Origin of the sequence: Actinomadura syzygii (genome assembly GCF_008085905.1) — a bacterium.
GTDB classification, from domain to species: domain Bacteria; phylum Actinomycetota; class Actinomycetes; order Streptosporangiales; family Streptosporangiaceae; genus Spirillospora; species Spirillospora syzygii.
The window spans coordinates 183,694-202,986 of sequence record NZ_VSFF01000015.1 but is presented as its reverse complement, the minus strand read 5'-3'; the positions used below and the strand labels follow the sequence as shown (position 1 = coordinate 202,986).

20 protein-coding genes are annotated in these 19,293 nt (G+C 72.1%); 18 read left to right on the top strand and 2 right to left on the bottom strand.

Annotated features, from left to right (window positions below):
* Positions 1 to 6 precede the first annotated feature (6 nt).
* Entirely contained in the window at positions 7 to 1,530 is a 1,524-nt protein-coding gene (locus FXF65_RS36410) for a class I adenylate-forming enzyme family protein (RefSeq protein WP_148354620.1), read from the top strand.
* On the top strand, positions 1,527 to 2,462 hold the full coding sequence (locus FXF65_RS36405; protein ID WP_222868925.1) for an enoyl-CoA hydratase: 936 nt from the start codon (positions 1,527 to 1,529) through the stop codon (positions 2,460 to 2,462). The genes FXF65_RS36410 and FXF65_RS36405 overlap by 4 nt, the downstream gene beginning before the upstream one ends.
* 73 nt (positions 2,463 to 2,535) lie before the next feature.
* Here FXF65_RS36405 and FXF65_RS36400 read toward each other — a convergent pair whose 3' ends face one another.
* Both FXF65_RS36400 and FXF65_RS36395 read right to left on the bottom strand, forming a co-directional pair.
* Entirely contained in the window at positions 2,536 to 2,877 is a 342-nt protein-coding gene (locus tag FXF65_RS36400) for a DUF6907 domain-containing protein (RefSeq protein WP_148354619.1), read from the bottom strand.
* Between the two features lie 11 nt (positions 2,878 to 2,888).
* Positions 2,889 to 4,613, bottom strand: coding sequence for a thiamine pyrophosphate-binding protein (locus FXF65_RS36395; RefSeq protein WP_148354618.1), 1,725 nt, complete (start codon positions 4,611 to 4,613; stop codon positions 2,889 to 2,891).
* Positions 4,614 to 4,750: 137 nt separating this feature from the next.
* On the opposite strand from FXF65_RS36395, the gene FXF65_RS36390 reads away from it, so the two are divergent.
* From FXF65_RS36390 to FXF65_RS36320, 16 genes are all read left to right on the top strand, one after another.
* Positions 4,751 to 5,638, top strand: coding sequence for an LLM class F420-dependent oxidoreductase (locus tag FXF65_RS36390; RefSeq protein WP_148354617.1), 888 nt, complete (start codon positions 4,751 to 4,753; stop codon positions 5,636 to 5,638).
* Positions 5,638 to 6,870, top strand: coding sequence for a thiolase C-terminal domain-containing protein (locus FXF65_RS44175; RefSeq protein ID WP_187412702.1), 1,233 nt, complete (start codon positions 5,638 to 5,640; stop codon positions 6,868 to 6,870). The genes FXF65_RS36390 and FXF65_RS44175 overlap by 1 nt, the downstream gene beginning before the upstream one ends.
* Before the next feature lie 2 nt (positions 6,871 to 6,872).
* Positions 6,873 to 7,394, top strand: a complete 522-nt coding sequence (locus tag FXF65_RS44170) for a Zn-ribbon domain-containing OB-fold protein (protein WP_187412701.1) — start codon at positions 6,873 to 6,875, stop codon at positions 7,392 to 7,394.
* Positions 7,394 to 7,855: a nuclear transport factor 2 family protein gene (locus FXF65_RS36380; protein ID WP_148354615.1), complete on the top strand. Its 462-nt coding sequence runs from the start codon at positions 7,394 to 7,396 to the stop codon at positions 7,853 to 7,855. Before FXF65_RS44170 ends, FXF65_RS36380 begins: the two co-directional genes overlap by 1 nt.
* 32 nt (positions 7,856 to 7,887) lie before the next feature.
* Positions 7,888 to 9,006 (top strand): acyl-CoA dehydrogenase family protein, encoded by a 1,119-nt coding sequence (locus FXF65_RS36375; RefSeq protein ID WP_187412700.1) that lies wholly within the window; start codon positions 7,888 to 7,890, stop codon positions 9,004 to 9,006.
* Between the two features lie 3 nt (positions 9,007 to 9,009).
* Positions 9,010 to 10,203 (top strand): acyl-CoA dehydrogenase family protein, encoded by a 1,194-nt coding sequence (locus FXF65_RS36370; protein WP_148354613.1) that lies wholly within the window; start codon positions 9,010 to 9,012, stop codon positions 10,201 to 10,203.
* Positions 10,204 to 10,512: 309 nt separating this feature from the next.
* A complete protein-coding gene (locus FXF65_RS36365) occupies positions 10,513 to 11,019 on the top strand; it encodes a carbohydrate-binding protein (RefSeq protein ID WP_187412699.1) in 507 nt (168 codons plus the stop codon).
* A gap of 186 nt (positions 11,020 to 11,205) precedes the next feature.
* Positions 11,206 to 11,754, top strand: coding sequence for a fluoride efflux transporter FluC (locus FXF65_RS36360; RefSeq protein ID WP_148354611.1), 549 nt, complete (start codon positions 11,206 to 11,208; stop codon positions 11,752 to 11,754).
* Positions 11,751 to 12,110: a DUF190 domain-containing protein gene (locus tag FXF65_RS36355; RefSeq protein ID WP_148354610.1), complete on the top strand. Its 360-nt coding sequence runs from the start codon at positions 11,751 to 11,753 to the stop codon at positions 12,108 to 12,110. The genes FXF65_RS36360 and FXF65_RS36355 overlap by 4 nt, the downstream gene beginning before the upstream one ends.
* On the top strand, positions 12,107 to 12,472 hold the full coding sequence (crcB, locus tag FXF65_RS36350; protein WP_148354609.1) for a fluoride efflux transporter CrcB: 366 nt from the start codon (positions 12,107 to 12,109) through the stop codon (positions 12,470 to 12,472). Before FXF65_RS36355 ends, crcB begins: the two co-directional genes overlap by 4 nt.
* A 373-nt stretch (positions 12,473 to 12,845) precedes the next feature.
* Positions 12,846 to 14,432 carry an ABC transporter substrate-binding protein gene (locus FXF65_RS36345; RefSeq protein WP_148354608.1) on the top strand — a complete coding sequence of 529 codons (1,587 nt, stop codon included), beginning with the start codon at positions 12,846 to 12,848 and terminating at the stop codon, positions 14,430 to 14,432.
* An 82-nt stretch (positions 14,433 to 14,514) separates the two neighbouring features.
* Positions 14,515 to 15,459: an ABC transporter permease gene (locus FXF65_RS36340; RefSeq protein WP_222868924.1), complete on the top strand. Its 945-nt coding sequence runs from the start codon at positions 14,515 to 14,517 to the stop codon at positions 15,457 to 15,459.
* Between the two features lie 14 nt (positions 15,460 to 15,473).
* Complete coding sequence (locus FXF65_RS36335) at positions 15,474 to 16,403, top strand: ABC transporter permease (RefSeq protein WP_222868923.1); 930 nt, start codon at positions 15,474 to 15,476, stop codon at positions 16,401 to 16,403.
* Between the two features lie 73 nt (positions 16,404 to 16,476).
* A complete protein-coding gene (locus FXF65_RS36330) occupies positions 16,477 to 17,475 on the top strand; it encodes an ABC transporter ATP-binding protein (RefSeq protein ID WP_148354606.1) in 999 nt (332 codons plus the stop codon).
* Positions 17,472 to 18,527, top strand: a complete 1,056-nt coding sequence (locus FXF65_RS36325; RefSeq protein WP_148354605.1) for an ABC transporter ATP-binding protein — start codon at positions 17,472 to 17,474, stop codon at positions 18,525 to 18,527. The genes FXF65_RS36330 and FXF65_RS36325 overlap by 4 nt, the downstream gene beginning before the upstream one ends.
* Positions 18,528 to 18,600: 73 nt before the next feature.
* On the top strand, positions 18,601 to 19,281 hold the full coding sequence (locus FXF65_RS36320) for a GntR family transcriptional regulator (RefSeq protein WP_148354604.1): 681 nt from the start codon (positions 18,601 to 18,603) through the stop codon (positions 19,279 to 19,281).
* Positions 19,282 to 19,293 lie beyond the last annotated feature (12 nt).

Genomic DNA, 19,293 nt, shown 5'->3' with positions numbered 1-19,293 from the left:
GGACCGATGGACGTCGCACTCCTGCTGCGGATGGCCGCCGAGGGCTTCGGCGGCCGCGTCGCGCTCGGCCCCCGGCACGGCGGACCGGCCGAGGCGCTGACCTACGAGAGGCTGTACGAGCTGTCCCGGCGCGCCGGGCGCTGGCTCGCCGGACGCGACGCGGGCCACGCGGTCCTGGTCGGCGTGAACTCCCCGGCCGTGCCGCTGCTGCTGTTCGGCGCCGCGTTCGCCCGGGTGCCGATGGTCCCGCTGAACTACCGGCTGGCGGACGAGCGGCTCGCCGCCGTGCTGCGCCGCGTCGTCCCCGGCGTCGCGGTGACCGACTCCGCCTTCGCCGAACGCGTCCGGACGTCGCCGGACGGCCTCGTCCAGGCCGACACCGAGACCTTCCTCAAGGCGATCGCCGAAACCGCGCCCGCCGACGAGGACGCGCCCGACCCCGAGGGCATCGCGGTGCTGCTGTTCACCAGCGGCACCACGGGCGAGCCGAAGGCCGCCGTGCTGCGGCACCGGCACCTCGCGTCGTACGTGGTGTCCACGGTCGAGTTCATGGGCGCGGACGAGGACGAGGCCACGCTGGTGAGCGTCCCGCCGTACCACATCGCGGGCGTCTCGGCGGTCCTGACCTCGGTGTACGCGGGACGGCGGATCGTCCAGCTCCCGTCGTTCGACCCGCGCGAATGGGTGCGGCTCGCGGCCGAGGAGCGGGTCACGCACGCGATGGTCGTCCCGACCATGCTCGGCCGGATCCTGGACGCGCTGCCCGCGGGCGGCCGTCCGCTGCCCGCGCTCCGCGCGCTGTCCTACGGCGGCGGGCGGATGCCGGTCCCGGTGATCGAGCGGGCGATGCGGCTGCTGCCGCACGTCGACTTCGTCAACGCCTACGGGCTGACGGAGACCAGCTCGACGATCGCCGTGCTCGGCCCGGACGACCACCGCGCCGCGCTCGGCGGCGACGACCAGGACGTCCGGCGGCGGCTCGGCTCGGTGGGCGTGCCGGTGCCGTCGGTCGAGGTGGAGATCCGCGACACGTCCGGGCGGCCGCTGCCCGCCGGGCAGGCCGGGGAGATCTGGGTGCGCGGCGAGCAGGTCGCGGGCGAGTACCTGGACCGCCGCGCGATCCGACCGGACGGCTGGTTCCCCACCCGCGACGAGGGCCGCCTCGACGACGCCGGCTACCTGTTCGTCGAGGGACGGCTGGACGACGTGATCGTCCGCGGCGGGGAGAACATCTCGCCCGGCGAGATCGAGGACGTCCTCGCCGCGCATCCCGCGGTCGCCGACGCCGCCGTGGTCGGCCTCCCCGACACCGAGTGGGGCGAGCGGGTCGTCGCGGCGGTCGTCCTCCGCGACGGGCACGCGCCCGACGCCGCCGAACTCCAGGACTGGGTGCGGGGGCGGCTGCGCTCGTCCCGCACCCCCGAACACGTGGCATTCCGCACCGGACTGCCCTACACCGACACGGGCAAGCTGCTCCGCCGCGAGCTGCGCGCGGAGCTGCTCGGCGAACAGGAAGAGAGCATGCCGTGACCGCAGCCCATCTGAACGGCTCATCCGACTACAGGTTCGTCACGTACGAGGAGCTCGACGGCGGGACGATCGTCCGGATCCTGCTGAACCGGCCGAAGACCCGCAACGCGCAGAGCCGGGGCCTGCTCGTGGAGCTGGACGACGCGTTCATGCGCGCCGAGCGGGACGACAACGTCCGCGTGGTGATCCTCGGCGGGGCGGGGCCGATGTTCTCGTCCGGCCACGACATCGGCTCCGCGGAGTCCCGCGCGGAGTACGGTCCGGGCCCCGACCAGCACCCGACGACGAAGATCAACGGCGGTTCGCGGACGGGCATCGAGAAGATGATGCTCCAGGAGTGGCACTACTTCTTCGAGAACACCCGCCGCTGGCGCAACCTCCGCAAGATCACGATCGCCCAGGTGCACGGCACCGTGTACGCGGCCGGCCTGATGCTGATGTGGGCGTGCGACCTGATCGTCGCCGACGAGGACGTGAAGTTCGCGGACGTGGTCGGCACCCGGCTCGGCATGTGCGGCGTCGAGTACTTCGGCCACCCCTGGGAGTTCGGCCCGCGCAAGGCGAAGGAGCTGCTGCTCACCGGCGACTCGATCGACGTCCACGAGGCGCACCGGCTCGGCATGGTGAGCAAGGTGTTCGCGCCGGACCGGCTCGCGGACGACACGCTCGCGCTGGCCCGCCGCATCGCCCAGCTCCCCACGATGGCCGCGCTGCTCATCAAGGAGTCGGTGAACCAGACCGTCGACAACATGGGCTTCTACAACTCGCTGAACGCCTGCTTCACGCTGCACGAGCTGAACCACGCGCACTGGTCGAACGAGACGAAGGGGCAGAGCATCGTCGCGACCCCCGAGCACGGCGTGCCGGACTGGCGCACGGCCCCGCCCGTGAAGCCCGCCCTGAAGGACGTCGCCGAGGCCCCCGCCCCCTAGGCCCGGCGCCGCGACGCGACGGCCGCCGCCGGAGGGATCCGGCGGCGGCCGTCGCTCGATGAGGGAGGGAGGATCAGTCCGGGGCGTCCTCCGCGTGGGCGGCGCAGGCCAGCAGCATCCCGGCGAGGCGCCGCGCCTCACCGGCCGAGAGACCGATCACCCGGTAGCGGGACCCGACGTGGTAGGTCAGCTCCACCGACGGCGGGGCCGCGTTCTCGCCCGGCTCGTCCGGCCCGTACTGGACGACCCGCAGGTCCACCGACTCGGGCAGCCGGACGTCGTGCCGGTGAGAGAGCGGGAGCCCCTGTGCCTCGCTCTCGTGCAGCAGCGCCGTCCGCGTCCCGGAGTGGTCCAGGGCGCACCAGCGGGGGCAGCGCTGGTCGCGCGCGCAGGCGTTCTTCGAGGCCACGGGCATGGGGTTCCTCCTCAACCGCGCACCAGGGGGGACGTCACGTCCCGGAACGACGTCTCCATCGAGATCCGCACGTCCACGACGGTCGGGCGCGCGTCCTCGGCGAACGCCGCGCGCAGCGCCGCGCCGAGCTCCGCCGGGTCCTCCACGCGGATCCCCTGGCAGCCCATCGCCCGCGCGATGGCCGCGTGGTCGAAGTCGTCGAAGTGCGAGACGGACGAGCCGCCGTGCACCACCCAGCCGAACGCCGCGTTGTTGAACACCACGGTGACGATGGGGATGCGGTGCTCGACCGCCGTCATCAGGCCGTTCATCGCCATCGCGAAGCCGCCGTCGCCGGTCACCGCGGCGACCCGGCGGCCCGGATGGACGAGCTTCGCGCCGAGCGCGGACGGGATCGCGTAGCCCATCGGCCCGACCCCGGCCGCCTGGAGGAGGCCGCCCGCGTTCGGCGTCCGGTAGTAGTGCGTCATGAAGATCCGGTTCTCGCCCGCGTCGCAGGTCACGATGCCGTCGTCGCCGATCGCCCGGGACAGCTCGGCGATCAGCCGCTGCGGCATGATCGGCACGGCGTCGGACGTCGCGGCCGGATGGTCGAAGTGGCCGTGCTCTTCGCGCAGCGCCGCCGCCCGCTCCCGGCCGCGTCCCGTCGCCTGGGCGCCGAGCGCTTCGGTGAGCGCGTCGGTGAGCGCGTCGAGGGTCGCGGCGGCGTCGCCGAGCAGGACGTGCTCGCTCGGGAAGGCGCGGCCCGCGTTCAGCGGCTCGACGTCCAGGTGGACGAGCGTCTGCCGCTCCGGGTCGAGCAGTGCCGGGTTCTCCATGGCGGTGTCGCCGGAGCCGAGCTTCGTGCCGACCGCGACGACGAGGTCGGCGCCAGCGGCGGCCGCGTTCGCCGCCGGAACGCCGAAGGTGCCGAACACGCCGAGCGCGAGGTCGTGCGTCTCGGCGACGCAGCCCTTCCCGGACGGCGTCGTCACGACGGGCGCGTCCAGCGCCTCGGCGAACCGGCGCAGCGCGTCCTCGGCCCGTCCGATCCGCACGCCGTTCCCGGCGATGACCACCGGTGCGCGCGCCGCCGCGATCGCCCGCGCCGCCGCCTCGACCCGTTCCGCGTGGGCGGGCGGCGAGGGCTGCGGCACGTACCCGGCGGTCGGGTAGATGCGGGGACGCGAGTCGGGCCCGACCGTCCCGGTGAGCGCCGCGCCCGAGTACACGACGGCCACCGGCCCCGGCTCGCCGCTCAGCGCGTGCCGGATCGCGAGCTGGGTGCCGTGCACCGCCTCCGCCGGGCCGCGCGCCTCGACGACCTGCTTGGTGACGCCCGCGAAGCTCTGCCTGGCGTCCCAGTTGCCGTACTCGCCGGTGCCGGTCTGGTAGGAGCCGTGCTGGGTGAGCCCGGCGCCGTCGGAGAAGTCGGTGAGCAGCAGCATCGGGCTGGACGACAGGTGCGCCTCCAGCGTGCCGATGATCCCGTGGCCGAGCACCCAGGGGCCCTGCCCGATGAGGACGCCGGGGCGTCCGGTCAGCCGCCCGTACACCTCGGCCATGGCGCTGGCGAGCGACTCCTGCCGGACGACGACCGTCCGGATCGTGTCGCGGTACTTCTCCAGCGCGTTGAAGATCTTGCCGGTCTCGCCGCCCGGGATGCCGAAGACGATGTCGATCCCCGCCTCGGCGAGCACCGTCGCGATGGCCTCCGGAACCGGCGTCGGGGTCTGGAAGGTGCGTGCTGTCGGCATCTCTCGTCCTCGCCTCGTACTCGCGTCACGGTGGGCCGGATTCGCCTTCACGATGCCATTTCCCGCCGCCCCTAGTCAACCAACCGTCTGGTAGATATATGATCGCGGTGCGCGCCGTCGCACGGGAGGAACGGGACATGAAGTTCGGTCTGCCGATGTACGGGCTGAGCCCGCGGCACCAGCCGGAGGCCGCGCGGGTCGCGGAGGAGAACGGCTACGAGTCGGTGTGGGTCCCCGAGCACCTGGTGCTCCCCGCGGAGCTGCCCTCGACCTACCTCTACACCGCGGACGGCCGGCCGCCGATCGAGCCGCGCACCCCCATGTACGACCCGTGGGTGGTGCTCGCGGCGATCGCGGCGTCCACCGAGCGGATCCGGCTCGCCACCAACGTGTACGTCCTGCCGCTGCGGCACCCGGTGATCACCGCGCGGTCGGTGGTGACGCTCGACCGGGTGTCCGGCGGACGGGTCACGCTCGGCGTCGGGGTCGGCTGGCTGGCGGAGGAGTTCGGCGCCGTCGGCGCCTCGTTCCGCGACCGGGGCGACCGCACGGACGAGGTCATCCCGCTGCTGCGCAGGCTGTGGAGCGAGGAGACGGTCGAGCACAAGGGGCGGCACTACGCGTTCGGGCCGGTCGCGTTCGAGCCGAAGCCGGTGCAGCGGTACGGCGCGGGACGCGGCATCCCGATCGAGGTCGGCGGGACGTCCCCGCCCGCGCTGCGCCGGGCCGGACGGCTCGGCGACGGCTGGATCGAGATCGGCGCGCGGGACCTCGACGACGTCGCCCGCATGCTCGCCGTCGTCCGCGCGGCCCGCGCCGAGGCGGGGCGGGAGGACGAGCCGTTCGAGGTCACGTGCAGCGTCCCCGCCGACCTCGACACCGTCCGCCGCGCGGCGGAACTGGGCGTGACGCGGGTCGTCGCGGCGCCCGTCCGCGATCACGCGGGACGGACCACCAAGGAGGACGTTCTGGACGGCATCAAGCGCTTCGCCGACGAGGTGATCGCGCGGACGGGAGACGGCTGATGGGCGGGCTCAAGGACAAGTACTGCATCGTCGGCGTGGGGGAGACGGCCTACGTCCGCGGCTCCGGCCGCAGCACGCGGAGCATGGGCGTCGAGGCCGTCCGCGCCGCGATGGCCGACGCCGGGCTGGACGCGACGGACGTCGACGGCATGCTCTGCTACCAGGTCGGCGACTCGACGCTGTCGCAGACGATCGCGACGGACCTCGGCATCCGGCTCAACTTCTACACCGACACCTACGGCGGCGGCTCCAGCACCGAGACGATCATCGGGCTGGCGATGGGCGCGATCGAGGCCGGGATGTGCAGCACGGTCGCGGTGTTCCGGTCGATGAACGGCTACTCGTCGCTGCGGATGGGCGGGCGTCCCGCGCCGTCCGGCCCGGGTCCGGCCCGGCTGGTGGGCGACGCGCTCGACACGACGCCGTACGGCGTCAGCAGCCCGGCGCAGCGCTTCCAGTTCACGTTCGCGCGCCACATGCAGACCTACGGGACGACGAACGAGCAGCTCGCCGCCGTGAAGGTCGCGCACGCCAAGCACGCGTCCAACAACCCGAGGGCGTACTACCGCAAGCGCGTGACCGTCGACGACGTGCTCGACTCGCGGTGGATCGTGAAACCCGCGTGCCACCTGCTGGACTGCTGCATCGAGACCGACAACGCCACCTGCGTGATCGTGACGTCCGCCGACCGGGCGCGCGACCTGCGGCAGCGCCCGGCCTACATCATGTCCGTGACGGGACGGGCCAACAAGCCGTACCAGGACCCGCTCGCCCACTACCAGTGCGACCCGATCACCCGGCAGGCCGGGTACTACGGCGGCCGGATCGCGTTCCGCAACGCGGGCGTCGAGCCCGCCGACGTCCAGCTCACCGGGTGCTACGACGCGTTCACCTTCACGCCCGTCCTGCTGTTCGAGGGGTACGGGTTCTGCGCGGAGGGCGAGGGCGGCGACTACGTGTCCGGCGGGACGATCGAGCTGGGCGGCGCTCGTCCGAGCAACACCAGCGGCGGGCAGCTCTGCGAGGGCTATACGCACGGCATGAACCTGGTGATCGAGAACGTCCGGCAACTGCGCCACCAGGCCGACGACTCCTGCCCGGGGTGGCGCGAGGGCGAGCACACCTACGACCACGCCGAGGGCGGCTGCCGCCAGGTCAGGGACGTGGAGCTCGCGATGAACATGGGCTGGGGGACCCCGGCGGTGTCCAGCGCGCTGATCATGAGGAGGTAGCGGTGGCGGTCTACAAGGGGTTCGACATCGCGGCGGACCCGGAGCACGCCGGGTACTTCGAGGCGGCCGGGCGCGGCGAGCTGGTCGTGCAGCGCTGCGCGGAGTGCGGCCTGCTGCGCGGGCAGATCGGCGCGGCCTGCCCGTTCTGCACCTGCCTGGACTGGACGTGGGAGCCGGTCGCCGGCACCGGCGCGATCTACAGCTACCAGGTCGTCGCGCGGGCGGTGAACGCCGCCTTCGCCGACTGGGTGCCGTATCCGGTGGTGCTCGTCGAGCTGGACGAGCAGCGCGGCGTCCCGTGGCGCGGCGGCCGCGAGGACGAGGCCGTCTCGCTGCGCAAGATCGCGAACCTGGTGGCGCGGGACGACCCGTCCCGCCCGGAGGACGAGGCGAACGTCGCGATCGGGCTGCGGGTGCGCGTGTGCTTCGCGAAGCTCGGCGACGGGCTCGCGCTGCCGCAGTTCCGGCTCGCCGACGAGCCGCCCGAGCACGACCCGTGGCGGGCCGCCGAGCGGAACCGCTGATGGAGCCGTGGGAGGCCGTCGCGCGGGAGGGCGTCCGCGATCTCGTCGCGCGGTACAACGCGTACGGGGACGCCGGACGCTTCGACGACCTCATGGAGCTGTTCGCGCCGGACGCGGCGATGGAGATCGGCGACGGCCGCGCGTACCGGGGCCGGGACGAGATCGCCACGATCTTCACCGGCACGCGGGACCGCTGGCGCGCGACCGCCGACGACCGCGGCGACCCGCCCTACGTGCGGCACTTCGTCAGCACCCACCAGATCGATCTGCTCGACCGGGAGCGGGCGCGGGGCCGCGCCTACTTCCAGGTCCTGATGGCGCACGGCCTCGACCACTGGGGCCGCTACCTGGACGAGTACGTCCTCGCCGGAGGGCGCTGGCGGTTCGCGCGGCGCCGCGTCCGGGTGGACGGCCGCGCCCCGGACGGCGAGACCGCGCACCACGAGACGACGACCGGCTGATTCACGGCGTTCGCGCCGGAAGGGAGATGCCCGTGACGACAGCACCCGTGCCGACACAGCACGTGAACGCAGAGCACGTGAACACACAGCACGTGAACACAGCGCACCGCCCGGAGCTCAGACGCAACGACTACTCGCTCGGCGAGGAGCAGGCGGACGTGCAGGCCGCCTTCACCGAGCTCTTCACCCGGGAGTGCCCGACCTCCCGGGTCAGGGAGGCCGAGCCGCTCGGCCACGACGAGGGACTGTGGCGGTCGCTGGTCCGGACCGGAGCCGCCACGATGGGGCTGCCCGAGGCGCTCGGCGGCGGCGGGGCGTCGCCGCTGGACCTCGCCCTCGTGGCCGAGGCGGCAGGGCGGCACGTCGCGCCCGTCCCGCTGATCGAGGCGTCCGTCGCACTGCGGCTGCTCGCCGTGGCCGCGCCCGACCTCGCACGGACGTGGATCGGCGGCGCCCTGGAGGACGGCCGGTTCCCAACGCTCGCCCTCCATCCCGTCGCGCCGGACGGAGCCCGCCAGCTCGTCCCGGCCGGGGCGGTCACGGGCGCGGTCATCGCGCTGACCGGCGAGGAGCTGGCATTGCACGACGGCGAGCCCGCGCCCTTGGTCGAGAACCAGGGACGCGCCCCGGTCGCGTGGTGGCAGCCGTCGTCCGGCGGGCGCACCGTCGTCGCCGAAGGGGATCGGGCCCGCGTGCTGTACGCGGCGGCCGTGCGCGAGTGGAAGCTGCTCACCGCCGCCGCCCTGTCCGGGATCGGCGAGGGCGCGCTCGCGCTCGGGCTCGACTTCGTCAAGGACCGCACGGCGTTCGACACGCCCATCGGCGCCTTCCAGGCGATCTCGCACGCGCTGGCCGACGCGCACACCGGCGTCGTCGGCGCCCGCAACCTCGCCCGCAAGGCCGCCTGGTTCGCGGGCAGCGAGCCGGACGCCCGGCCGGAGCTCGTCCCGATGGCGTTCGCCTACGCCGCCCAGGCCGCGACGAAGGCCGTCACCGTCGCCACGCACGTCCAGGGCGGGTTCGGCTTCACCGTCGAGTCGGACGTCCAGCTCTACTTCCGCCGGGCGAAGGGCTGGAGCGTCCTCGCCGGCGATCCGAGGGCCGAGCTGTCGGCCATCGGCGACCTGCTCGCTGACCGTGTGAAGGGCTGACCCATGGACTTCGGCGCTCTCGAACTGGACGAGGAACTCACCGCCTTCGTGAAGGAGGTGGAGGCGTTCCTCGACGAGCACCTCACCCAGGACGTCCTCGACGAGGAATGGGAGACCGGCGCGGGCCACAACCGCGCCTTCCACCGCGCGCTCGGCGCGAAGGGCTGGATCTTCCCCGCGTGGCCGGTCGAGGAGGGCGGCGCGGGGCTCGACCCGCTGCGCGTCCACCTGCTGGACCGGGAGCTGCGCCGCCGCGAGGCGCCCAGCATCACCAAGGGCACCACCGGGCTGTCCGTCGCGGGCATCCGCGCGTACGCCAACGACGCCCTCAAGGCGGACGTGCTGCCGCGGATCGCCACGGGAGAGGTGTGCGTCTGCCTCGGCTACACCGAGCCCGACACCGGCTCCGACCTGGCCGGGGCCCGCACCAGGGCCGTCCTGGACGGCGGCACCTGGACGATCTCCGGCTCCAAGATGTTCACCACCGGCGCGCAGAACTGCCAGTACAGCTTCCTGCTCGCGCGCAGCGACCCGGACGCGCCGAAGCACCGCGGCCTGACGATGTTCCTGGTGCCGCTCGACTCGCCGGGCGTCGAGATCAGGCCCGTCCACACGCTCGGCGGTGAGCGGACCAACGTCGTCTACTACGGGGACGTCCAGGTCCCCGACCGCTACCGGCTGGGGCAGCGCGGGCAGGGCTGGACCGTCCTGTCCGAGCCGCTGCGCGCCGAGCACGGCATCGGACGCGACGACGCGCACGGGCTGGCGGAGATCAACCCGTCCGGGCAGACCTACCTGCACACGCTGGAGCGGCTGCTGGAGCACACGCTGCGCTGGGCGTCGACCGCGCGACGGCCGGACGGCGGGCGCCCCATCGACGACCCGCTCGTCCGCGCCAGGCTCGGGCAGGTCGCGCTGGACGTGGAGGCGTCCCGCAACACCCCGCCGCCGATGGGCCGGGTGCTCGCGTCCGAGCTGCTGATCCGCGACTCGGCCGAGATCATCGACCTCGTCGGCCCGGAGGCGCTGGTCGCGCGCGGCGCGGACGGCGCCCTGGAGGACGGCGTCATCGAATGGGCGCACCGCTTCGCCCAGGGCACCGCCATCTACGCGGGCACCACGGAAGTGCACCGCAACCTCATCGCGGAGCGCGTCTTGGGACTGCCGAAATACGCGCGCAACCGCCCCGGAAAGTAGGGCCCGGCGACGGCTCGGGGAACGGCGCGCATGTGGAGCGCGGCGTTCCCTGTCGGCGCCCGGCAGGTTCAACCCCGGACTAGATCGACCGCATCCGGTCTCGACATCCCGCCGTCGATGTTCCCGTTCTAGTGTGCTGGGACGCGGACGACGCGCGTGGCTTCCGGCGGCGCGCGGGCGGGAACTCGCGGCCTCGCGGGGCGGGCGAACGGGCGAGTGACATGCTCCGCGCGAATATGTCACTATGATCGGCGCTCGGCGGGCGGGCGCGGCGGCATGTCCTTCCACGGCCGGGAACTGGGGGGTCGAGTGCACAGGAGCGCGCCGGAGCGCGGGCGCGGCGATCGCGGCGACGGTCGCCCGCCGAGGACGTTCAGGTTCGGGTACGCCGTGCTCGGCGGCGTCGTGACGATCGTGCTCTTCGTGGGCGTGTTCTCCGCACTGCAGCCGCACTCCGACCCGGACCCGGCGCCCGGCGTCGCCGCGTCCGAGGGGCCCATTCCGGAGTCGGCCCCGCCCACCGAGTCGACGTGGGTGCCGCCCGGCACGGCGACTCCCAGCAAGTCCGGCACGCCCACTCCGTCCCGGACGCCTTCGGCGACGCCGTCCGCCGTCCCGACCAGCGGGACGCGGCCGCCGCCGCAGACGCCGCCGCCCGGACGCAGGGTGAGCACGCCCGCGTGGACGGTCGGCGTCGCCTACCGTCCCGGCGACGCGGTGAGCTATCACGGCGTCCGCTACCTCTGCCGCCAGGCGCACAGGTCGCAGGCCGACTGGCAGCCCCAGCTCACGCCCAACCTCTGGCAGCCGACCTGAGCCGCCGACCGGCGTCTCCCGCCGGTTCCGCGGCGCGGTGCGACTAAGCTGATACGCGGTTCCCGCACGCCGGGGACCGCGGCGGTGGGGCTCGCCGCTTCCAGCTCGCCCGAGCGGAGCAACCGCGGCATCGGCCGCCAACGGTCCCTGCCAGTGGTTGTCGCGCACGCTGGTAGGAGGAGTCCTGTGTCCGATGCACGTCCCGTCCGGCCGGAGGCGTCCCCGTCCGAGGTCGCTTCCAAGGCTCCGGACATCGATCTGCGCGTGCCGCCGCGACGGCGATGGGACCTCGGCCGCGAGCACTGGTCCACGCTCGCCGCGATCTCCGCGGGCGGAGTCTGCGGCGCGCTCGCGCGCTACGGGATCTCGACCGCGCTCCCGCACCGGTCCGGCGCGTTCGACTGGGCGATCTTCGTGATCAACGTGTCCGGCTGCCTGCTGATCGGCGTGCTGATGGTGCTGATCACCGAGGTGTGGCGGGCGCACCGGCTGGTGCGGCCGTTCCTCGGCGTCGGGATCCTCGGCGGGTACACCACGTTCTCCACCGCGCTCGTCGAGGTGCAGCGCGGCGTCCAGGACGAGATGGCCCGCAGCGCGCTGCTCTACCTGTTCGGGACGCTGGTCTGCGCGCTGCTCGCGGTCCAGGCCGGGGTCTGGCTGACGCGGCTGCTCTCCCGCCCGCGCACGCGGGCCGCAGCCGATGGCGCGGGTGACGAGGGTAAGGAGAACGCATGAAGCTGCACGGCTCGGCCCTCCGGCTGACGGTCCTCATCGGCGAGGACGACCAGTGGCGCCACCGGCCGCTCTACCACGAGATCGTGCACCGGGCCCACGAGGCGGGGCTCGCCGGGGCCACCGTCCTGCGCGGCTACGAGGGGTTCGGGACGTCCAGCCGCGTGCACACGTCCCGGATCCTGTCGCTGACCGAGGACCTGCCGATCGCGATCGTCATCGTGGACGCGGAGGAGAAGGTCCGCGCGTTCCTGCCCCAGCTGGACGAGCTGATCGAGGAGGGCCTCGTCGTCCTCGACCCGGTCGAGGTCGTCCGCTACGCGGGCCGCTCGGACGACCCGGAGGAGCCGGGGGAATGACCGTCCTGCTCGTCGCCCTCGGCGCCGCGCTCGGCGCGCCGCTGCGCTACCTGACGGACCGCGCGGTCCAGTCCCGCCACGACTCGGTGTTCCCCTGGGGGACGTTCACCGTCAACATCGTCGGCTGCGCGGTGCTCGGCATGCTCACCGAGCTGGCCCCGGGGAGCGGCGTCATGGCCGTCGCGGGCACCGGTTTCTGCGGCGCGCTCACCACGTACTCGACGTTCGGGTACGAGACCGTCCGGCTGATCGAGGACGGCTCGGGAACCTACGCGCTGCTCAACGCACTGATGTCGCTCGCCGCCGGGCTCGGCGCCGCCTACGCCGGGATGGCCGTGGCCCAGGCGGTCGTCGGCGCCTGACCCCTCCGCGGCGGCTCGCCGTCGACGCCACTCCGTAGCGGCCCGGCCTGGGCCGATCACCGCACCGTGACGCCTCCGGTGCGGCCTTCCGCATGCGTTCGGGAGCCCTCCGCCGTTTCCTTGACGGACGAGTCTACGTATGTTCTCATTCATCAGACAAAGTACAAACTCGACCGCGACGCAGTGACCGCGGCACCCCCACCCCCCGCGGGGCCGACCCCCCGCGAGCGATCGGCCCGTCACCTCCGGACGCAGTGACCCTGCGGGCGATCGGGCCCCACTCGGATATCCGGCACCGCTCTGCTCGGACGGCGTTTTCCCCGCTTCACCGCGTTTTCCATCACCACGTTCCTGGTTCGGAGGACCCCCCAAGATGCGGAAACAGCTCATCGTCGCGGCCGCCGCGGCGTTCCTGATGATCGCGAGCGCGTGTAGCGCCGACCAAGGCGACGAGGGAGGCGGCGGCACGGGTGCGGCCAAGCCGAAGCAGGACGTCGCCTGCCCGCCGGTGGACCCGGCGGCGATCGACAAGGGCGCGACGTTCACCTGGATGTACAGCGTCGCCAACACGAGCTTCGACCCGGACAAGATCACGACCAGCAACAGCTGGATGTACCTCTATCCGGTCTACGACACGCTGATCCGCATGGACGCCGCCGGCGAGCCGCAGCCGATGCTGGCGAAGAAATGGGAGATCGGCGACAAGGGCAAGACCCTGACGCTGCACCTCATCGACAAATGGAAGTACCACGACGGAAAGGCGTTCGACGCCGCGTCCGTCAAGGCGAACCTCGACCGGCACCGGGGTGCGAAGAGCTTCAACAAGCAGGCGCTGAACGACGTCACGGGGGTCGACGTCGTGGACGCCTCAACGGTGAAGGTCCGCACGAAGACGGGCGCCGCGCCGCTGATCGGAATCCTGTCCAGCTCGGCGGGCATGATGATGAGCCCCGCCGTCTTCGACGACCCGGGCCAGGGCCGGACGCCCACCGGGGGATCGGGCGCCTTCAAGGTCAGCGCCTACGAGCCCAACACCAAGGTCGAGTACACCCCGGTGAAGGACTACTGGGACCCGAAGGCCGTCAACGTCGCCAAAATGGTGTACCTGATCTCCAGTAACGACAATGCGCGGCTGAACGCCACCGTCACCGGATCTGCCGACGCCACATTCCTGCGGTCCGCCATGTACCAGCCGGCGAAGGACGGGAAACTCGCCGTCTGCCAGAAGCCGAGCCTCGCGAGCTTCACCATCGCGCTGAACGTCGCGCGCCCGCCGTTCGACAAGAAGGAAGTCCGGCAGGCGCTGAACTACGCCATCGACCGCAACGCGGTCAACGAACTCCAGGGCGGTTTCTGCCAGCCCGGCGTGCAGATGTTCCCGTCGACCTACTACGCCTCCGACCCGAGCCTCACCCCGGACGCCTACAAGTACGACCCCGGAAAGGCCAAGGAACTGCTCGCCAAGGCCGGGGTCAAGGACGGGTTCGAGTTCACGCTGGAGACCGACAACCTCGACGCCTACCAGCGGGTCGCGGAGCTCATCCAGGCGAACCTCCAGGAGATCGGCGTCAAGATGACGATCCGGCCGGTCGAGCTGCCGAAGCTGATGGAGGGCTTCTCGGTCAACAAGTCCGTCGACGCGATCATGGTGCAGCAGAAGGCGGACGCCGACCCGAGCATCCAGGTCGCCTCGTACTACCTGCCCGACGGATTCAGCAACCCCGGCGGCTACTCGAACCCGACGATCAACGACCTCGCCGCGAAGGCCAAGGGCGCGGAGGACCGGGAGAGCAGCGCGGCCATCTACAAGCAGCTCTTCAAGACGGCCCACGACGACGCGGCCTCGCCGGTCACGCTGTGCCACCTGAACACCCCGCTGGCGATGAACAACAAGGTCATGGGCGTCGAGGTCTACGTCGACGGGTCCCGCCAGTTCCGCGGCGTCGCGATCAGGAAGTGACGCGCCGCTAGCGGTCCCCGGCCGGGCCCCCGCGCGGGCCCGGCCGGGGACGACCACCCCGTAACGAACGGAGGTTCCCGGCGTGCTGCGGTTCTTGTGCGTCCGGCTGTTGGCGATGGTCCCGCTGCTGGTCATCGTCAGCTTCCTGATCTACAGCCTGATCGCGTTGGTGCCGGGCGGGCCCGAGGTGGCCCTGGCCGGAAGCAACCCGACGCCCGAGCGGATCGCGGCGATCCGCGAGCAGCTCGGGCTGGACGAGCCATTCCTCGTCCAGTACTGGAATTGGTTCACCGACGTCCTGCACGGCGACCTCGGCACGTCGTTCGTCGACAGCCAGAGCGTCTGGTCGGCGATCGCGCACGGGTTCCCGGTGACGTTGTCGCTGGTCGGGCTGACCCTGCTGATCGCGGCGGTGCTCGGCCTCGCGCTCGGCCTCGCCGCCGGGCTGCGTCCCGGAAGCTGGGTGGACCGGGTGTCCACGGTCACCGCGAGCGCGTTCATGGCGCTGCCCTATTTCTGGGTCGGCATGATGCTCGTGCTCGTCTTCGCCATTCAGATGCGGACGCTTCCGGCCGTCGGCTACGTGAATTTCACCGACAGCCCGCTCGACTGGCTCGGGCATCTCATCCTGCCCGCCTTCTCGCTCGCGACCGTCCCGACGGCGGTCGTCGCCCGGCAGACCAGGGCCGCGGTGACCTCGGTCATGCAGGAGGACTACATCCGCACGGCCGTCGCGAAAGGGCTGCACCCGCGGCGGGTGGCGGTCAAGCACGTGCTGAAGAACGCGGCCGTCCCGGTCGTCACGGCGTTCGGCGTCGAGGCGAACCGGCTGATCGGCGCGACCGTCGTCATCGAGCAGTTGTTCGCCCTTCCCGGAGTCGGGAAGCTCGCCTATTTCTCGGTGTTCTCCCGCGATTTCCCGATGGTGCAGGGAATTCTGCTGATCACCGCTGTCCTGATCATGCTCGTCAACCTGGCGGTCGACCTGTCGTACGGCTATTTCAATCCGAAGGTCAAAATGTCATGACTCAAAGTGACAGCGTGGACATCCGGAAGCCGGCCGCCGCGCCGCCCGGCAAGGACGCGGGCAAGGACGCCGGCAAGGAAGCGGGCCCGATCGAGCCGGTGTCGAGGACGCGCGCCGTCGTCCGCCGGTTCCGGTCGAACCGGTCGGCCGTGATCGGCGCCCTGCTGCTGCTCGCGATCATCGTCGTGACGGCGGCGGCCCCGCTCATCGCCCCCTACGGGCCCGCGCAGGTCGACATCAGCGACCGGCTGTCCGGCCCGACCGCCGAGCACTGGCTCGGCACCGACACCCTGGGCCGCGACACGCTGACCCGCCTCATGCACGGCGGCCGGGTGTCGCTCGCCGCCGCCGCCCTCGCCGTCGTGATCGCGACCGGCATCGGGCTGCCGCTCGGCCTGATCAGCGGTTACTTCGGCGGCGTCGTGGACTGGCTGCTGGACCGCGCGGCCGACATCCTGATGGCGTTCCCCGCGATCATCCTGACGATCGCGATCATCGCGATGGTCGGGCCGGGACTCACGACCGCGATGGTGTCGCTCGGCATCGTGTACGCGCCCCGCATGTACCGGGTGGTGCGGGGGAGCACCCTCGAAGTCCGCCGCGAGGTGTACATCGAGGCGTCCACCAGCATCGGGACGCCGCACCTGACGATCCTGCGGAAGCGGGTGCTGCCGAACATCATGCCCGCGGCGCTCGTCCAGCTGTCGTTCCTGCTCGCGTCGGCGCTGCTGGCCGAGGTGACGGTCAGCCTGCTGGGCCTCGGCGCCCTCCCGCCGACCGCTAGTTGGGGCAGCATGCTCGGCCAGGCGTTCCTGGAGATGCGGACCAACCCGTCCCTCGCCGTCTACCCCGGGATCGCCATCGCGATCGCGACGCTCTGCTTCAACCTGATCGGCGACGGCCTCCGGGACGCTTTCGGTCGCGAGACAAGGAAGGCGTCATGACCGCAGCGAAGCGAGGATCACGGCGTTTCCCCCTCGGGGGTCTGGGGGGCGCCCCCCAGAAAGGTAGGGCGTCATGACCGCGGAAGGGAAGACCCTGCTGGAAATCGAGGATTTGCACGTCGACTTCCTCACCGACCGGGGGTGGACGAACGTCGTCAACGGCGTGTCGTTCGACGTCGGGGAGGGCGAGATCGTCGGGCTGGTCGGGGAGTCCGGGTCGGGCAAGAGCGTCACGAGCCTGTCGGTGCTGCGGCTGCTGCCGTCCGGGTACGCCCGGACGCCCGCGGGCCACGTCCGGTACCGGGGCCGCGACCTCGTCGGCATGCCGCCGAAGGAACTGCGCGACATCCGCGGCAACGAGATCTCGATGATCTTCCAGGAGCCGATGACCAGCCTGAACCCGGCGTTCACGATCGGCGACCAGATCGCCGAGGGGTACCGGCGGCACAAGGGCGGGACGCGCCGCGCCGCGTTCGCGCGGGCCGCGGAGATGCTCGACCTCGTCGGCATCCCGGACGCGGGCAGCCGCGTCCGGGACTACCCGCACGAGTTCTCCGGCGGGATGCGGCAGCGCGCGATGATCGCGATGGCGCTGGCCTGCGAGCCGAAGCTGCTGATCGCGGACGAGCCCGCCACCGCCCTCGACGTGACGGTCCAGGCGCAGATCGTCGCGCTGCTCGCCCGGCTCCGCGACGAGACGGGCTGCGGGATCCTCTTCATCACCCACGACCTCGGGCTCGTCGCCGAGCTGGCCGACCGGGTCGTCGTGATGTACGCGGGCGAGGTCGTCGAGACGGCGCCCGCGCTCGACCTGTACGACGCGCCGAAGCACCCGTACACGGCGGGGCTGCTGAACGCGATGCCCCAGCTCGGGGTCCGCGGGAGGGAGCTGCCGACGATCCCGGGCCGTCCGCCCGAGCCGTGGCGCATGCCGGAGGGGTGCAGGTTCGGCCCCCGGTGCGGGCACGCGGGCGAGGAGTGCGCCGCCGTGCCGGCGCTCCGGACCGTCGAACCGGGCCGCAGCAGCCGCTGCTGCCGAATCGAGCAGTTGCACTTGGCAGGTTCCCCATGACCTTCACGAAATTCACCGGGGCCGCGCCGCCCGCGGCCGAGGACGGACCGCTCGTCGACGCCCGCGGCGTCAGCGTGGTGTTCCGGAAGCGGCGGACGCTCGCCCCCGCGCGGCAGGTGCGCGCGGTCAACGACGTCACCTTCCAGATCGCCGAGGGCGAGACGTTCGGGCTGGTCGGCGAGTCGGGGTCGGGCAAGTCGACGACCGGGCGGGCGCTGCTGCGGCTCGTCCCGACGGCGGGCGGGACGATCACCGTCGCCGGGCGGGACGTCACGGCGCTGCGCGGCGGGAGCCTGCGGCGGGCGCGGCGGAGCATGCAGATGGTGTTCCAGGACCCGTACTCGTCGCTGGACCCGTCGTCGACGGTGGCGGGGAGCATCGCGGAGCCGCTGCTCGTCCACGAGAAGATGTCGGCGAAGGCGGCGCGCGCCCGGGTGGACGAGCTGATCGAGATGGTCGGGCTCCGGGCGAGCTACGCCGACCGGTATCCGCACGAGTTCTCCGGCGGGCAGCGGCAGCGCCTCGCCATCGCACGGGCGATCGCGCTGAATCCGCGCTTCATCGTGTGCGACGAGGCCGTTTCCGCGCTGGACGTCTCCACGCAGAACCAGGTCATCAATCTGCTGGAGCGGCTGCGCGCGGAGTTCCGGCTGACCTATCTGTTCATCGCGCACGACCTCGCCGTCGTCCGGCATATCTCGCACCGGGTCGGGGTGATGTATCTCGGCCGGATCGTGGAGACCGGTCCGGCGGAGCGGGTCTACTCCGCGCCCGCGCATCCGTACACCCGGGCATTGCTGTCGGCGATCCCGGATCCGCGCCGGAAAACGGAGCGGATCGTCCTTGAGGGCGATCTACCGGATCCGGCCAATCCGCCGGTCGGGTGCCCGTTCCAAACCCGCTGCCGGTTCGTCATGGAAGTCTGCAGGCAGCGAATGCCGGAGCACACCGCGGTGGACGGCGGCGGGGAGGTGGCGTGCCATTTGCAAACGAGCGGTCCGGCGCTGTCGGGCGCCTCGCTCAACGAACTCGACGTCAATTCGCGGCCGTGACTCGCCCCACATTGACCGACATATACTGGCGCACGTAGTCTGTAGTACGTCAGACAAAGTAGTAAGGACTGCCGTGACCGATCCGAAGCTCGACCTGCTGATCGACCGCCCGACCGAGTCCGTCCCGGAGATGGTCGTCCGGCGCATCCGCCAGGCGATCGCCGCGGGCCTGCTGCCTCCGGGCCGCCAGCTCACCGAGCGCGAGCTCGTCGAACTCACCGGCGTGAGCCGGACGTCCGTGCGCGAGGCGATGCGGCACCTGCAGACGCTCGGCCTGGTGGAGCCGTCGCCGAGCCGCGGCGTCCGCGTCGCCCGGCTGGGCAGCGACGAGGTCCGCGAGATCTACGAGGTGCGGGACGCGCTGGAGCCGGCCGCGGCCGAGCTGTTCGTGCTGCGCGCCACCGACGAGGAGGTCGCCGAACTCGTGGAGAAGGTGCAGCCGCGCCCCTCCGGGGATTCGCGCCTCCAGGCGATATACGAATTCGACGAGCTGCTCCTCGCGGGCGCCCGCAATTCGCTGCTGAAGTCGATGCTGGAGCCGCTGCACACCCGGATCCACGCGCTGCGCAGTCTTTCGGTGACCATTCCGGGACGGCATGAGGCGTCCCGGCAGGAATACCTCGACCTCGCCGAGGCGATCGCGTCGAGGTCGCCGGAGCGGGCGGCGGAGGCCGCGCACCGCCACGTCCGGGCCGCCGCCAAGGCCGCGCTGGAGGCCGTCGAGATCCTCGAAAAGCAGCAGCCCTCCAAATAGGGGCAGCGACAC